Below are 15,900 nucleotides of genomic sequence, written 5' to 3' on the forward strand. Positions count from 1 at the left end.
AGCACATCTGGTTTTAACTCAAAAGGACGACCCATGGAAAATGGGAGACACTATCGCGCCATCCTCAGCGCGGATACGCCGCTTATCGACGTCCGCGCACCGGTGGAATTTCAGCAAAGCGCGATGCCCGCGGCGATTAACCTACCGCTGATGAACGATGACGAACGCGCCGCCGTCGGCACCTGTTACAAGCGCCAGGGGCCGGAAGCGGCATTAGCCCTCGGCCATAAGCTGGTCGATGGCGACCTGCGAGCCAGCCGTCTCAAGGCGTGGCTGGAGGCCTGCGCCCGCTATCCGCAGGGCTATCTGTGCTGCGCCCGCGGCGGCCAGCGCTCGCATATCGTGCAGCAGTGGCTGCGGGAATCTGGCGTCGATTATCCGCTGATTGTCGGCGGTTACAAAGCGCTACGCCAGGCGGCAATACAGACTACCGAGGAGCTGGTACAGCGCCCTATCGTGCTGATTGGCGGCTGCACCGGCAATGGCAAAACCCAGCTGGTTTGCTCGCGCCCGGACGGTATCGATCTTGAAGGTCACGCCCACCACCGCGGTTCGTCATTTGGCCGAACGCTACTGCAGCAACACCCGCAGGCGACGTTCGAAAACCATCTGGCGGTCACCCTGCTTAAAAAAGCTGAACAACAGACACGCTGGGTGCTGGAAGATGAAGGCCATATGATCGGCGCGAACCACCTGCCGGAATGCCTGCGTATCCGCATGGCGCAATCGCCGCTGGCGGTGGTGGAAGATCCGTTTGACGTTCGTCTGGAGCGACTGCGCGAAGAGTACTTCGATCGTATGCATCGCGACTTTATTGCCGCCTATGGCGAAGAGAAAGGCTGGCAGGAATATAGCGAGTATCTGCATCACGGGCTGTTTGCCATCCGGCGTCGGCTAGGGCTACAGCGCTTTGCCCAGCTAAGCGAACTGCTCGACGCGGCGCTGTCGCAGCAGCAGCGTACCGCCAGTACCGAGGCGCACTTCGCCTGGCTGGTTCCGCTGTTAAATGAATACTACGACCCGATGTATCGCTATCAGTTGGGGAAAAAAGCCGGGAAGATTATCTTTCGCGGTAACTGGCAGGATGTCGCCGCCTGGCTGGCGAAGTAGTTCCCCAACCAGACGGCTTCCCGGGTAGCGGCTGGCGCCTTACCCGACCTACGGTCCGTGCGGCCAGCCTTTAATTTAATCATCGTGCTGGCTGAAACTGCCGGTACCAATGGCCTCAAAACCCCCGGTGGCGCTGCCGCTTACCGGGGCTACAGCGCTGTGCGATTTGGTAGCCCGGCTTAGCGCAGCGCAAGCCGGGGAAATTCCCGGCTTGCGGCGGCTCATCGTTAGAAGTCGTAGCGCAGACGCACCAGGTTCATATCGCCCAGATCATCGGTGCTGGAGGTAAACACGTGCTCGTAATCAACACGGAAACCGTAATCCAGCTGGAAGCTAATACCCAAACCGTTATCAATACGCTGGTAGTTGCGGCCATTCACGTACTCCAGGCGGTCGCCCATAAAGTACGGTTGAATAGATTTAACAGCGTATTGATTGATCGGGAATTTATAGCCGGCAAAGTATTCAATACCCCAGGCATCGCCGGCGAAATAGTTATGAACATCGGTTTTCTTGGTAGTCAGGAAGTTCTGATACCAGCCGCCGCCGAAGGAGAAGGTCCAGTTATCCGGAGTCCAGCTCAACGCGGTACCGACAATATTCTGGTCGTAGGTTTTGCTATTGGAGCTTGACGGGTCGCGCATTTCGGCGCGGGTGTAGTTCCACGCGGTACCCCAGGTCAGGTCCTTCATGATGTGGTAATCCACGCCGATAGAACCGCCTCCTTTACGCTTGTAGCGCAGACCATCGCCCGGCAGATATTCGCTATCTTCAAACAGATAGGAGCCATACAGATCGACATCACCGACGGTTTTCTTATATTTCAACATATTGCGTGAACGATAAGAACCATCGTAATCGCCGTTAATACCGTTACCCGGAGCCTGACCGATCATATCATAGTCCCAGATATCGGTTTTCACGCCGACGACATCATAGTAAATACTGTTTTGCTGACCGTAGGTTAAGGTACCCCAGGTATCGCTCTTCAGACCGGTGAACAACATACGGCGGGTGGTATTATTCGCCCCTTCCGCGTAGTGATTGTCCCAATCGAACAGCGCCGGAATATTGACGCCCAGTTCGTAGTAGCTGATCCAGCTAATATCATCAAAGAGATAGTAATCAGCCGCGAAACGGAAACGGGTGCCGCCATCGAAACCGTTACGCTTGTAGGAACCTTTATCGCCATCGCCGGTCATCATATTGAACTGCGGACGAATACTCCCGCCGACGGTAAAGTTAAGGCGACTTAACGGATCGCCCGCCTGCGGATCTTGTTTCAGCAGCGTAATCTCAGCCTGGGATGCAAAAGAGGTTAACGCTAATGCTGCGCCGATCGAGATCGCCAGCGCTTTTATTTTATGTGCCATGCTTTTTCCTTGAGTAATAAGCAACCTTATATTTGCCAGTTGAATATTAACTGCGAATTAGCACGACGTGTTGTTGGGTTTTTAATGTTTTGTGCGCTTAAAAATCAAGGAATTATCATTTTGTGCCGTTAAAATAAAAGCGCCGCGAAATTGCGCGGCGCTTCATAAAAATGAAATCTATTTACTGGTTAAATTGTCGGAATAACGCTTTACCTTTTAATAAGCGTAATCCCAACCAACCGCCGCACAACGATAATAAAATAGCGCCTGAGAGTGGCAGCATCACCCACAGCCGCCAGTCCGGCGTCCATGGAAAATCAAACACTTTGGTTTGCAGCATCGCCAGCGCCACCTCGGCGCCAATGGCCGCCACCAGCCCCGAAACCACGCCAAGCAGGGCGAACTCCACCCACAACGTGGTGCGCAGCAAGACTTTACCAGCCCCCAGCGTCCGCCAGACGACCAGCTCCTGATGCCGCTGGCGCATCCCGACCTGCACCTGGGCCAGTAGCAATAGCACGCCACAGGCGGTGACCAGCACCACCATGACCTCCAGCGCCCGACTGACCTGCGTCAACACCTGGCCGACCTGGCGCAGGATGGCGCCGATATCCAGCAGGCTAACGGTGGGAAACTCGCGGTTAAGCTGGGTCAGCATCGCGTTGCCATTATCCCAACGGAAGCTGGTAAGCCAGCTTTGCGGCTGCCCATCCAGCGCCCCCGGCGGGAAAATAAAGAAGAAGTTGGGCCGCAGGCTCTCCCAGTCAACTTTGCGCACGCTGGTCACCTTAGCGCTAAATTGCTGGGTATCGCCGGTAAAGGTGACGCTATCACCGATCCTGACGCCTAACCGCTGCGCCAGCCCCTCTTCAATCGACACCTCGCCAGACTTCGGCGGCCAACTGCCGGCCACCAGCGGATTATGATCCGGGCGCTGCTCGCTCCAGGTGAGATTAAGCTCGCGGTTTAGCGCTTCGTCTTTATTGCCCTCGGTGGTTTGACCGTTAATCTGCGTCAGCCGCGCGCGCACGATGGGATAAAACTCCGCCGCCCGGGTCTGGTGTTCGGCGAGGAATGTCTTCACCGGAACTACCTGTTCGGGAGCGATATTAATCAGAAAGTAGTTCGGGCTTTCCGGCGGCAGCTGCTGCTGCCAGCGTTCGAGCAAATCGCCGCGTAACACCAACAGCAGAGCCAGCAGCATAAACGACAGTGAAAACGCCGCCAGTTGGCTCAGCGTTGACCACGGCTGGCGCAACAGACGGTTCACCGCCAGGCGCAGCGGCAACGCTTTTAGCGTGACGCGCTTAAGCAACCACAGCAAGGCCCAGCCTACCAGCCCGCATAGCAGCGCCAGCACCAAGGCCCCGACCAGCACCGACCACAGTAGCGGGCTACCGCCCATCAGCCAGGCCAGTCCGCCGACAACCACCGCGCAGACCACAGGAATATAGTGTTTTAGCGGCCAGACGTTAGCCACCACATCTTGCCGCAATACCCGCAGCGGCAGAGTCGCCAGCAGCAGCCGATAGGGCCGCCAGCCGACCAGCAGCGAAATCACCACCATCGCGCCGATAGCCCACAGCCACGGCCAGCCGCTGGCGGGCGGCAGCGCGGCGGGCAGCACCGGTTTAAGCATCAGCAGCAGGGCTTTTTCCAGCAGCAGCCCCATCGCGCCCCCCGCCGCAACCGCCAGCATCAGCAACATTAGCCACTGACCGACGATAAGTTTACGCAGCTGCGCCCGCCCGGCGCCTAAGGTTTTGAGAATAGCGACCAGATCGTAGCGGCTGCGGCAGTAATGCCCCATCGCGACCGCCACCGCGGCGACTGCCAGCAGCAACGTTAATAACGCGGACAGCAGTAAAAATTGCTGCGAGCGCTCCAGCGATTTACCCAGCGCGCTATCATCCTGCTCCAGGCCAATCCAGCGATGTTCCGCGCCAAGCTTCGGCAATAGCCACCGCTCGTAGGCCGCCAGCTGCTGCGCGCTACCGGCAAACTTATAGCGCCAGGAGACGCGGCTGCCGGGCTGTACCGCGCCGGTTTTCGCCACATCGGCGATATTCATCATTAGCCGCGGCGCCATCTGGAAGGGGTTGAAGCCGGCGTCAGGCTCCTGAATGACCTCGCCGGCGATGCGCAAGGTAGCGTCGCCAACATCAATGTTATCGCCGGTTTTCAGATTCAGCAGCGCCATCAGCCTCGGCGCCAGCAGGACGCTGCCGCGCTGCGGTTTTAATCCCGCCGGAGAGGTCTCCAGCGTGCCGTACAGCGGATAAGTATCATCAACCGCTTTGACATCCGCCAGTTGCGGGGTATCTACAGCGAAAGTCATGGTGGCGAAGCTCAGCTGTTCGCCCACGGTTAACCCGAGCGCGCGCGCCTCGGCGATCCACTCGGCGGGCACTTCGCGTGAACTGCGCAAGGTGCGATCCCCGGCCATAAATTCGCGGCTTTGCTGGCTCAACCCTTTTTCCATACGGTCGCTGATTGAGCCCAGCGCCAGCACGCAGGCCACCGCCATGCTCAATGCCAGCCAGACGATGAGCAGTGAAGGCGAGCGCCATTCGCGCCAGAACCAGCGGGCTATCATGCTTCCTCCTGCAACTTGCCATCCACCAGGCGTAAGCGACGATCGCAACGCGCCGCCAGCAGCGGATCGTGGGTCACCAGAATTAGGGTGGTGCCGTGTTCGCGGTTGAGTGAGAACAGCAGATCGGCGATTTTATCGCCGGTGTGACGGTCGAGATTACCGGTCGGCTCATCGGCAAATAGCAGCGCCGGACGGCCGTTAAAGGCGCGAGCCAGCGCCACTCGCTGCTGCTCGCCGCCGGAAAGCTGCGCCGGTAAATGGTGCAGGCGTTTGCCAAGCCCTAGCTGTTCAAGCAGCGCGCGCGCATCGCCGCGGCTTTGGCTATCGCTGGCGCCGCGCAGCAAGGCCGGCAGCTCGACGTTCTCCAGGGCATTTAGCGTCGGAATCAACATAAACGATTGAAAGACAAAGCCTACGTGCTTCGCGCGTAACGTCGCCCTCGCCTCTTCATCCATCTGATGCAGCGGCTGCCCCAAAAGAGACACTTCGCCGCTGCTGCCGTCGTCGAGCCCGGCGAGAATGGCCAGCAGCGTGGATTTCCCGGAACCGGACTCGCCAATCAGGGCGATGGTTTGCCCCGGTTTGACAACCAGCTCAACTCCGGTAAGGATGGACAACTGATGCTCTCCCTGACCGACGGATTTCTTAAGATGATGAACTTCAAGTATGTTTTCCGCTGGCATTTGCCTTTCCTGTTTATGGTTCTGTTTACCTGCCGCGCAATGGCGGCGGATACGCTGTTAGTGCTTGGCGATAGCCTGAGCGCCGGCTATCGAATGGCGGCCAATACGGCCTGGCCTGCTCTGCTTAATGAGAAGTGGCAGGCCAAAACGACGGTGGTCAACGCCAGTATCAGCGGCGACACCTCGCAGCAGGGACTGGCGCGCCTGCCGGCGCTACTGAAGCAGCACCAGCCGCGCTGGGTGCTGGTGGAACTGGGCGGCAACGACGGGCTGCGTGGTTTCCCGCCGCAGCAAACGGAGCAGACGCTGCGTACCGTTATTCAGGATATCAAAGCGGCGAAGGCCCAGCCGCTGCTGATGCAAATACGCCTGCCCGCCAACTATGGGCGCCGTTATAATGAAGCCTTTAGCGCGATATATCCGCAACTGGCCAAAGAGTTCGATATTCCTCTGCTGCCCTTTTTTATGGAAGAGGTTTATCTCAAGCCACAATGGATGCAGGACGACGGCATTCATCCTAATCGCGATGCGCAACCGTTTATTGCCGACTGGATGGCAACCCGGTTGGCTCCCTTAGTTAATCATGACTCCTGAACGCCGGGAGTCATTCACAGGTAAAGTTATGCAAAAATCGGTTTTAGTTACAGGATGTTCCAGCGGAATTGGCCTCGAAAGCGCGCTCGATTTAAAACGCCAGGGCTTTCGGGTACTGGCCGCCTGCCGTAAGGGGGAGGATGTCGCCCGTATGCAGGAACTGGGTCTGACCGGTATTTTGCTGGATCTCGATGACCCGCAAAGCGTCGAAAATGCCGCCGCCGAGGTCATCGCGCTGACCGGGAACCGCCTGTATGGCCTGTTCAATAATGCTGGCTACGGCGTCTACGGTCCGCTCACCACCATCAGCCGTCAGCAAATGGAACAGCAGTTTTCCGCCAACTTTTTCGGCGCCCACCAGCTCACCATGCTGCTGCTGCCCGCTATGCAGCCGCACGGCGAGGGCCGCATCGTGATGACCTCTTCGGTGATGGGGCTGATTTCCAGCCCCGGCCGCGGCGCCTATGCCGCCAGTAAATACGCGCTGGAGGCGTGGTCCGATGCCCTGCGCATGGAGCTCCGCCACAGCGGCATAAAAGTCAGCCTGATTGAGCCTGGGCCAATCCGTACCCGCTTTACCAACAACGTTAACCAGACCGGCGACAAGACGGTAGAGAACCCAGGCATTGCCGCGCGCTTTACGCTCGGCCCGGAGGCGGTAGTGGAAAAAGTGCGTCACGCCTTCGTCAGCGACAAGCCGAAACTGCGCTATCCGGTGACGCTGGTCACCCACGCGGTAGGCTGGTTAAAACGCCTGCTGCCGGCACGTGCGATGGACAAAATTATCCAGGGCTGAGTTGAAGCGCTGAATGTCGCCCCCATCTAAAACAGAAATCGACTAACGAGATACGCCCATGTCCGAACAGAATATTGTCAATATTACCGAAGCCAACCTGCAGCAGACGCTGCAGCAATCCATGAACGCGCCGGTGCTGTTTTATTTCTGGTCCGCCCGCAGCCAGCACTGCGAACAGCTGACGCCGGTGCTTGAGCGCCTGGCCGCCCAATACCACGGTCAGTTTACGCTGGCGAAGGTAGATTGCGACGCGGAGCAAATGCTGGCTTCGCAGTTTGGTCTGCGCGCGATTCCGACGGTGTATCTGTTCCAGAACGGCCAGCCGGTAGATGGTTTTGAAGGCCCGCAGCCGGAAGAAGCCATCCGCGCCCTGCTGGATAAAGTACTGCCGCGCGAAGAAGAATTGAAAGCGCAAGAAGCGCTGGCGCTGATGCAGGAAGAAAAATACGCCGATGCGCTGCCGCTGCTGAAAGATGCCTGGCAGTTGTCTAACCAGGATAGCCAGATTGGCCTGCTGCTGGCGGAAACGCTAATTGCCCTGCAGCGTTCCGATGAGGCTGAAAGCGTGCTGAAAACCGTGCCGCTGCAGGATCAGGACACCCGTTATCAGGGGCTGGTGGCGCAGATTGAACTGCTTAAGCAGGCCGCCGATACCCCGGAAATCCAGCAACTACAGCAGCAGGTCGAGCAGAACCCGGACGACGCGGCGCTGGCGTCTCAGCTGGCGTTGCAGTTGCACCAGGTCGGGCGCAACGAAGAAGCGCTGGCGCTGCTGTTCACGCATCTGCAAAAAGATTTAGGCGCCGGCGATGGCCAGGTTCGCAAAATGCTGCAGGAGATCCTCGCGGCGCTCGGTACCGGAGACGCCCTGGCGGCGAAATACCGCCGCCAGCTGTATTCATTGCTGTACTAATCAGCGGCGCTGACCCGGATAGCGCTACGCTTATCCGGGCTACAGATTACGCCGTGGTAGCCCGGGTAAGGCGTAAGCCGCTACCCGGGAATGCTTACAGGATTAACACAAAGCACATGTTTTTCCCCAAGCAAAACAGTTGTATACCGATAACAGTATCTGCAGCCCTGTGGTAGCCCGGGTAAGGCGTAAGCCGCTACCCGGGAATGCTTACGGGCGCTTTTTCAACTGCGTCACCACCAGTTGATGACGGGTATTGAAGAACTTCCGGTAGGTCAGATAGCCGGCAATAATCGTCGACAGGCTGGCGGTCGACAGCAACATAAACGTGACCATAATCTGATACTTAATCGCCTTCACCGGGTCAATCCCGGCGAAAATCAGTCCCGACATCATCCCCGGCAAACTCACCAGTCCGACCGTTTTCGCTGAATCTACCGTGGGAATCAACGAGGCGCGAATGCTGTCGCGGATCAGCCGCGCGGAGGCCATCTTCGGCGTCGCGCCGAGGCTTAGCTTCTCCTGAATCTGCTGCTGCTCACTGTTAAAACGCTGGCCCATATTGTTGTAGCACAGCCCTACCGCCACCATAGCGTTACCGGCCACCATGCCGGCAATCGGAATAACCTGCATCGGCACAAAGGCGATCGACCCCGAGAAGACCAGCACCGCCAGGGTTAGTCCGGCGCCGGTGGTAATAGCGATAAACGATGAGACAAAAGCTTTGTCGATATATTTACTGCGCTTCTTCGCATTCCACGCCGCGTTAAAGCAAATGAACAGCACCATCAATAGCGTTAACACCGCATGGTTAACGTTAAAGATATATTTCAGCACGTAGCCGACGATGATGAGTTGCACTATCGCCCGGCAAATACTCCAGATGATATCTTTTTCCAGCGCCAGCTTTTCCCGATAGCTCACAACGATCGCCACCAGCACCAGCACCATCGAGAGCGCCAGCGATTCGTTAGTAATATTATGCCCGTTCATTTTTCACCTCCTGCATTTTCCCGCCGGCAGGCTGTAGCGTAATCACTTCATCAGCGTGAGCAATTTCGTTCTGGTCGTGAGTGACCCACAGGATGGCCATCCCTTTTTCCGTCGCGTAGCGATGAATAATCTCGTTAACGTTGCGCTTATTACTTTCATCCAGCGCGCTGGTAATTTCATCCAGCAGCAGCACCTGCGGCAGAAACTGCAGATTACGAATGAGCGAGACCCGCTGTTTTTCGCCGCCGGACAATTCGTTAATCGATTTCTCCAGCGTATTATCCGCCAGCCCGAAGCGTTCGAGATCGGCAATCAGCGCTTTAGGATCCGGCTGTTTGTTGCGGATCTGCCATGGGAAAACCAGGTTGTCGTAGACCGAATCGCCGAATAGCGCCGGAGTTTGCGCGCAATAAGAGACCTGCTGGCGATAGTTTTCCGGCGACAGCGTAGTGATATCGATATCGTTGAAAAAAATCTCTCCGCTGGTCGGGCTCAGCAGAGAGGCGATGATTTTCAGTAACGTACTTTTGCCGCATCCGGATGGCCCGGTAATTAACTTAAACTCTCCAGCCCTAATCCGGAGATCGATATTATTCAGGATGACCGCGTCGTCGGTTTTAAAACCAACGCCCTCGAGGCGCAAAATCGCGTTATTTTCCTTCATTATATGTCCAATTAATTTCCTAAAACGCAGACAGTTTACTCCAGTTTTCTTTCACCGGAACAAGGAGAAAGTTATACTCTGTTTAAATCTGCGCCATTTCGCTGCGGCGCCCATCAGGCAACAAGACAGGAGGTTTTTGATGCTGATTTTTATCCCCGTTCTTATTTTTGTCGCACTGGTCATTGTGGGGGCGGCAGTAAAAATCGTGCCGCAGGGTTATCAATGGACCGTCGAACGCTTTGGCCGCTACACGCAGACGCTGCAGCCGGGCTTAAGTTTAGTGGTACCGTTTATGGATCGCATCGGCCGCAAAGTGAACATGATGGAGCAGGTACTGGATATCCCTTCGCAGGAAGTCATCTCCCGCGATAACGCCAACGTCACCATTGACGCCGTCTGCTTCATCCAGGTGATCGATGCGCCAAAAGCCGCCTATGAAGTCAGTAATCTTGAGCTGGCGATCGTCAATCTGACGATGACCAACATTCGTACCGTACTCGGCTCGATGGAGCTGGATGAAATGCTCTCCCAGCGCGATAGCATTAACACTCGCCTGCTGCATATCGTCGACGATGCCACCAATCCGTGGGGGGTGAAAATCACCCGTGTCGAAATCCGCGACGTTCGCCCGCCGGCGGAGCTTATCTCCTCGATGAACGCCCAGATGAAAGCTGAGCGAACCAAACGCGCTTATATCCTCGAGGCGGAAGGGGTGCGTCAGGCGGAAATCCTCAAAGCCGAAGGTGAAAAGCAGTCGCAGATCCTCAAAGCCGAAGGCGAACGGCAGTCGGCCTTCCTGCAGGCGGAAGCCCGCGAACGTTCCGCCGAAGCGGAAGCCCGTGCCACCCAGATGGTCTCATCGGCGATTGCGTCAGGCGACATTCAGGCGATTAACTACTTCGTGGCGCAGAAATATACCGACGCGCTGCAGCAGATTGGCGCCGCCAACAACAGTAAAGTGGTGCTGATGCCGCTGGATGCCAGCAGTCTGATGGGCTCGATCGCCGGGATCGGCGAACTGCTGAAAGAGAGTAGCGCCGAGCGGAAAAAATCATGATCGCCCTGATCCTCGCCCATCCGCATATTTTCTGGCTGACCCTTGGCGGGCTGTTGCTGGCGGCAGAGATGCTCGGCAGCAATGGCTACCTGCTGTGGAGCGGCGTAGCTGGCGTGGTTACCGGCCTGCTGACCTGGGTTATTCCATTTAGTTGGGAATGGCAAGGGACGCTGTTTGCCGTCCTTACCCTGCTGGCGGCGTGGCTGTGGTCAAAATGGCTGCGTAAACGCATGAGGCAGCAGCGCCCCGCCGACGCGCAGCTTAACCAGCGCGGCCAGCAGCTGGTTGGCCGTCGTTTCACACTCGACAACGCGCTGGAAAACGGTCGCGGCCACGTCCGCGTCGGCGATAGCTCCTGGCCGGTGATTGCCGATGAAGACCTCGCGGCGGGCAGCAAGGTTGAAGTGGTCGCCGTCGAAGGCATTACCTTGCGGATAAGAGCCGCCGTCCGCTAAGCCTGCGCTTTGCGGTGACAACAGCCGGAAAGATTATCAATAATCGGGCAATCCGCGCTCTCATCACCAGGGCAGGCGTCCGCCAGCGCCAGCAGATGCGCGCGCATGTTTTGCAACTCGCGGATATGGTTCTCAATATCCGCGACTTTCTCCAGCGTTCTTTTTTTCACATCGGCGCTGTGCCGCGACGGATCGTTGAATAACGCCACCAGCTCGCGGCACTCCTCCAGATTAAATCCCACCTGCCGCGCCTGGCGCAGCAGCGTCAGTTCATCCAGATGCTTTTGACTATAGGTACGGTAGCCGTTATCGCTACGCAGCGGCGCCGTCACCAGCCCTTTCTCTTCGTAAAAACGAATCGCTTTACTGGTTAAGCCGGTTTTTTTCGCCACATCGCTAATATTCATTTTTCCCCCTTGACCTTCCCCTTGCTGGAAGGTTTAACCTTCTTAATACTCGATGAAAGAGTGTGTTCGGTCAATCATTAACCGGAAATTATTCAGGAGTTATTTATGTCTAACACTATCGACCTGACGCTTGATGGCCTCTCCTGCGGCCACTGCGTTAAACGCGTGAAAGAGAGCCTGGAACAGCGTCCAGACGTTGAACAGGCGGAGGTCACTGTTACCGAAGCCCACGTCACGGGCAGCGCCAGCGCTGAAGCCCTGATTGAGACCATCAAACAAGCCGGATACGGCGCGGAGCTCAGCCACCCAAAGGCTAAACCGCTGGCAGAATCATCAATCCCGTCGGAAGCACTGACAGCGGCCACTCCCGAGCTTCCGGCAGCCCATGACGAGGATGACAGTCAACAGCTGCTGATCAACGGCATGAGCTGCGCCAGCTGCGTTTCCCGGGTACAAAACGCGCTTGCCGCGGTGCCGGGAGTCTCACAGGCGCGGGTAAACCTGGCGGAACGCACTGCGCTGGTGATGGGCAGCGCGTCCGCCGCAGAATTAGTGCAGGCGGTGGAAAAAGCCGGCTACGGCGCGGAGGCTATCGAAGACGATCTGGAACGCCGCGAACGGCAGCAGGAAACCGCCATCGCCACCATGAAACGTTTTCGCTGGCAGGCGATTGTCGCCCTGCTGGTCGGCGTGCCGGTCATGGTCTGGGGCATGATTGGCGATAACATGATGGTCAGCGACGACAATCGATCGCTGTGGCTGGTCATCGGCCTCATCACCCTCGCGGTGATGGTCTTCGCTGGCGGTCACTTCTACCGCAGCGCCTGGAAAAGCCTGAAAAACGGCACCGCCACCATGGATACGCTGGTGGCGCTGGGAACCGGGGTGGCCTGGCTGTACTCCATGAGCGTCAACCTGTGGCCGCAGTGGTTCCCGATGGAAGCGCGCCACCTGTATTACGAAGCCAGCGCGATGATCATTGGTCTTATCAACCTCGGCCATATGCTGGAAGCCCGCGCGCGCCAGCGCTCCTCGAAAGCGCTGGAAAAACTGCTCGACCTGACGCCGCCTTCGGCACGCGTCGTGACGGCTGAAGGCGAGAAAGATCTGCCGCTCGCGGAAGTTGAGGCGGGTATGACGCTGCGTCTGACCACTGGCGATCGCGTTCCGGTTGACGGCGTGATAAGCCAGGGCGAAGCCTGGTTTGATGAAGCCATGCTCACCGGCGAACCGGTACCGCAGCAAAAAGGCGATGGCGACGCCATTCATGCCGGTACCGTGGTGCAGGACGGCAGCGTGCTGTTTACCGCCAGCGCCGTCGGCAGCCAGACCACGCTGGCGCGGATTATTCGCATGGTGCGCCAGGCGCAAAGTAGCAAACCGGAAATCGGCCAACTGGCAGATAAAATCTCTGCGGTATTTGTTCCGGCAGTGGTAGCCATTGCGCTGATTAGCGCCGGTATCTGGTACTTCTTCGGCCCGGCGCCGCAAATCGTCTATACCCTGGTCATTGCCACCACGGTACTGATTATCGCCTGTCCATGCGCATTGGGCCTGGCGACGCCGATGTCGATTATTTCCGGCGTCGGCCGGGCGGCGGAATACGGCGTGCTGGTGCGTGACGCCGATGCTCTGCAGCGCGCCAGTGAACTCGACACCCTGGTGTTCGATAAAACCGGTACCCTGACCGAAGGCAAGCCGCAGGTGGTGGCCGTGAAAACCTTCGCAGGGTTTGATGAAACAACCGCGGTGCGTCTTGCCGCCGCGCTCGAGCAAGGCTCAAGCCATCCGCTGGCGCGGGCGATCCTCGATAAAGCCGCCGACAGCACTTTACCGGAAGTAAGCGGCTTCCGTACCCTGCGCGGGCTTGGCGTCAGCGGTGAAGCGGAAGGTCATCGACTGCTGCTCGGCAACCAGGCGCTGCTTAACGAGCAGCATATCGCCACCGCGGAACTGGAAAGCGAGATGACGACACAGGCCTCGCGCGGCGCCACGCCGGTACTGCTGGCGATCGATGGTCAGGCCGCGGCGCTGTTCGCCATCCGCGACCCGCTACGTGAAGATAGCGTCGACGCGCTGGCGCGCCTGCATCGGCAGGGCTATCGTCTGGTAATGCTCACCGGGGATAACCCGACCACCGCCAATGCCATCGCCAAAGAAGCGGGCATTGATGAAGTGATCGCCGGCGTGCTGCCGGACGGTAAAGCCGACGCCATTAAACGTCTGCAGAGCCAGGGGCACAAAGTGGCGATGGTCGGCGACGGTATTAATGACGCCCCGGCGCTGGCGCAGGCGGATGTTGGTATCGCCATGGGCGGCGGCAGCGATGTCGCCATTGAGACCGCGGCGATCACCCTGATGCGCCATAGCCTTAACGGCGTGGCCGATGCTTTAGCGATTTCGAAAGCGACGTTACGCAACATGAAACAGAACCTGCTGGGCGCATTTGTTTACAACTCACTGGGCATCCCGATTGCCGCCGGGATCCTCTGGCCGCTGACCGGTACCCTGCTGAACCCGGTGGTCGCCGGCGCGGCAATGGCGCTGTCGTCAATCACCGTGGTCAGTAACGCTAATCGCCTGCTGCGCTTTAAACCGAAAGATTAGCGCAGTCACCGGAAAACGGGCGCTGAGGTTACTCAGCGCCCGTTTATTTCCTGGCGACAATAAAAAACCGCGGGAAAGATGACGGCCACCACCATATGCGCTAGCATGAATGCCTCACACTTCGGAGCGCGTATGGGCCTGTTAAACCGAATAAAAATGCTGTGGCGAGCCGCCGTCGGCTCGTCTTATTCCTGGCCTGCAATGGATATCGTCCTGCCCGGCGAACGTTATTTACACCTCGTCGGCAGCATCCATATGGGCACCCGCGACATGGCGCCGCCGCCGGCTAAGTTACTGAAAAAGATACGTCAGGCCGACGCCTTAATCGTCGAAGCGGACATCACCGGTAATGAAACGCCTTTCAGTAATCTCCCCTCTTATCCCCCGCTGGCTGAACGTCTGAGCGAAACACAATTAGCAGAATTACGCTCACGCGCCGGCGAGCTGGGTTTATCGGTCGATCTTTTCGATAGCCAGCCGCTATGGCAGGTAGCAATGGTGCTACAAGCTACTCAGGCGCAAAAGCTAGGGTTACGCCCCGATTACGGTATTGATTACCAGTTGCTGATGGCCGCTCGCGAGAGCAACATAAGGGTAATGGAGCTGGAAGGCGCCGACAGCCAAATCGCGCTCCTGCGCAATCTGCCAGACGGCGGTAAGGCGCTGCTGGAAGATACGCTGACCCACTGGCGCACCAACGCCCGTTTACTGCAGGTCATGATTGGCTGGTGGCTGGAGCAACCGCCGTCGCGCGGCGCGGAAACGCTGCCGACGACCTTCAGCCAGTCCTTATATGATGTGTTGATGCATCAGCGCAATGTGGCCTGGCGCGACACGCTGCTTGCCCTGCCGCCGGGGCGTTACGTGGTCGCCGTCGGCGCGCTGCATCTGTATGGCGAAGGGAACCTGCCGGATATGTTGACGTAAAAAAATGGCCAATATTGCTATTGGCCCGTCAAAGAGGAATTTCATCATTATTATTATCCCGGGATATACATCCCGGATCGTCTGATTGTCGCTCAAAGTGACCATCACTGCCAATACTATTGCGCAAGATGGTACTATTTTTTATACAACCCTCACGCGTATGCTGGTCATACGTTAGGTCGGTTGGTAAGAAGGATTACTATGACTCCCGCCGTTAAATTACTCGAAAAAAACAAAATTACCTTTCAGATCCACAGCTACGAACACGATCCTCAAGAGACCAATTTTGGCGATGAAGTGGTTCGCAAGCTGGGGCTCAATGCGGATCAGGTTTACAAGACGCTATTAGTGGCCGTTAACGGCGATATGAAACATCTGGCGGTCGCCGTCACCCCGGTTGCCGGACAGTTGGATTTGAAGAAAGTGGCCAAAGCGCTGGGCGCCAAGAAGGTAGATATGGCCGACCCAATGGTCGCGCAGCGGATCACCGGATACCTGGTCGGCGGCATCAGCCCGCTTGGGCAGAAAAAGCGCCTGCCGACGGTGATTGATGCCCCGGCGCAGGAGTTTGCCACCATCTATATTTCCGGCGGCAAACGCGGGCTCGATATCGAACTGGCGGCAAGCGATCTGGCGAAGCTTCTGGACGCGAAGTTCGCCGATATCGCCCGCCGCGATTGAGCACACTATCCCGGATAGCGGCGCACGCGCCTTATCCGGGCTAC

General features: G+C 57.6%; 15 protein-coding genes. 9 read left to right on the plus strand and 6 right to left on the minus strand.

The window, feature by feature from the left end:
• The first annotated feature begins 33 nt into the window (after nt 1–33).
• Nucleotides 34–1,110, plus strand: coding sequence for a tRNA 2-selenouridine(34) synthase MnmH (gene mnmH / locus PGR23_RS10785; RefSeq protein ID WP_047078635.1), 1,077 nt, complete (start codon nt 34–36; stop codon nt 1,108–1,110).
• Nucleotides 1,111–1,337: 227 nt separating this feature from the next.
• Here the strand turns inward: mnmH and PGR23_RS10790 are convergent, their stop codons facing one another.
• The 3 genes from PGR23_RS10790 to ybbA all read right to left on the minus strand — a co-directional run bounded on the left by PGR23_RS10790 (nt 1,338) and on the right by ybbA (nt 5,762).
• Nucleotides 1,338–2,483 carry a porin gene (locus PGR23_RS10790; RefSeq protein WP_047049491.1) on the minus strand — a complete coding sequence of 382 codons (1,146 nt, stop codon included), beginning with the start codon at nt 2,481–2,483 and terminating at the stop codon, nt 1,338–1,340.
• A 181-nt stretch (nt 2,484–2,664) separates the two neighbouring features.
• Nucleotides 2,665–5,079: a putative ABC transporter permease subunit YbbP gene (gene ybbP / locus PGR23_RS10795; protein ID WP_047078636.1), complete on the minus strand. Its 2,415-nt coding sequence runs from the start codon at nt 5,077–5,079 to the stop codon at nt 2,665–2,667.
• Entirely contained in the window at nt 5,076–5,762 is a 687-nt protein-coding gene (ybbA, locus tag PGR23_RS10800) for a putative ABC transporter ATP-binding protein YbbA (protein WP_047049495.1), read from the minus strand. Before ybbA ends, ybbP begins: the two co-directional genes overlap by 4 nt.
• Here ybbA and tesA point away from each other — a divergent pair.
• From tesA to PGR23_RS10815, 3 genes are read left to right on the plus strand one after another with little or no spacing between them, the layout of a single operon-like run.
• Entirely contained in the window at nt 5,733–6,356 is a 624-nt protein-coding gene (gene tesA / locus PGR23_RS10805) for a multifunctional acyl-CoA thioesterase I/protease I/lysophospholipase L1 (RefSeq protein ID WP_047049514.1), read from the plus strand. The genes ybbA and tesA overlap by 30 nt on opposite strands.
• Nucleotides 6,346–7,152 carry an SDR family oxidoreductase gene (locus tag PGR23_RS10810; protein WP_161801889.1) on the plus strand — a complete coding sequence of 269 codons (807 nt, stop codon included), beginning with the start codon at nt 6,346–6,348 and terminating at the stop codon, nt 7,150–7,152. Before tesA ends, PGR23_RS10810 begins: the two co-directional genes overlap by 11 nt.
• A gap of 58 nt (nt 7,153–7,210) precedes the next feature.
• Nucleotides 7,211–8,065, plus strand: coding sequence for a co-chaperone YbbN (locus PGR23_RS10815; RefSeq protein WP_015367889.1), 855 nt, complete (start codon nt 7,211–7,213; stop codon nt 8,063–8,065).
• A gap of 210 nt (nt 8,066–8,275) precedes the next feature.
• Here PGR23_RS10815 and fetB read toward each other — a convergent pair whose 3' ends face one another.
• Together fetB and fetA are read right to left on the minus strand one after the other, a co-directional pair.
• Nucleotides 8,276–9,058 (minus strand): iron efflux ABC transporter permease subunit FetB, encoded by a 783-nt coding sequence (gene fetB / locus PGR23_RS10820; protein ID WP_045393489.1) that lies wholly within the window; start codon nt 9,056–9,058, stop codon nt 8,276–8,278.
• Entirely contained in the window at nt 9,045–9,722 is a 678-nt protein-coding gene (gene fetA, locus PGR23_RS10825; RefSeq protein WP_396279864.1) for an iron efflux ABC transporter ATP-binding subunit FetA, read from the minus strand. The genes fetB and fetA overlap by 14 nt, the downstream gene beginning before the upstream one ends.
• 139 nt (nt 9,723–9,861) lie before the next feature.
• On the opposite strand from fetA, the gene PGR23_RS10830 reads away from it, so the two are divergent.
• Together PGR23_RS10830 and PGR23_RS10835 are read left to right on the plus strand one after the other, a co-directional pair.
• Entirely contained in the window at nt 9,862–10,779 is a 918-nt protein-coding gene (locus tag PGR23_RS10830) for an SPFH domain-containing protein (protein ID WP_020079443.1), read from the plus strand.
• Nucleotides 10,776–11,234, plus strand: a complete 459-nt coding sequence (locus PGR23_RS10835; protein WP_045393498.1) for an NfeD family protein — start codon at nt 10,776–10,778, stop codon at nt 11,232–11,234. The genes PGR23_RS10830 and PGR23_RS10835 overlap by 4 nt, the downstream gene beginning before the upstream one ends.
• On the opposite strand, the gene cueR is transcribed toward PGR23_RS10835, so the two are convergent.
• Complete coding sequence (cueR, locus tag PGR23_RS10840) at nt 11,231–11,641, minus strand: Cu(I)-responsive transcriptional regulator (RefSeq protein ID WP_045393501.1); 411 nt, start codon at nt 11,639–11,641, stop codon at nt 11,231–11,233. The genes PGR23_RS10835 and cueR overlap by 4 nt on opposite strands.
• A gap of 105 nt (nt 11,642–11,746) precedes the next feature.
• Here cueR and copA point away from each other — a divergent pair, with 105 nt between their 5' ends.
• The 3 genes from copA to ybaK all read left to right on the plus strand — a co-directional run bounded on the left by copA (nt 11,747) and on the right by ybaK (nt 15,856).
• Nucleotides 11,747–14,248 carry a copper-exporting P-type ATPase CopA gene (gene copA, locus PGR23_RS10845; protein ID WP_049060089.1) on the plus strand — a complete coding sequence of 834 codons (2,502 nt, stop codon included), beginning with the start codon at nt 11,747–11,749 and terminating at the stop codon, nt 14,246–14,248.
• A gap of 132 nt (nt 14,249–14,380) precedes the next feature.
• Nucleotides 14,381–15,175 (plus strand): TraB/GumN family protein, encoded by a 795-nt coding sequence (locus tag PGR23_RS10850; RefSeq protein ID WP_047078637.1) that lies wholly within the window; start codon nt 14,381–14,383, stop codon nt 15,173–15,175.
• A gap of 201 nt (nt 15,176–15,376) precedes the next feature.
• Nucleotides 15,377–15,856, plus strand: a complete 480-nt coding sequence (gene ybaK, locus PGR23_RS10855; protein ID WP_015367897.1) for a Cys-tRNA(Pro)/Cys-tRNA(Cys) deacylase YbaK — start codon at nt 15,377–15,379, stop codon at nt 15,854–15,856.
• Nucleotides 15,857–15,900: the final 44 nt, after the last annotated feature.

Source organism: Klebsiella sp. 141162, assembly GCF_050600755.1.
In the GTDB taxonomy this organism is placed as follows: domain Bacteria; phylum Pseudomonadota; class Gammaproteobacteria; order Enterobacterales; family Enterobacteriaceae; genus Klebsiella; species Klebsiella aerogenes.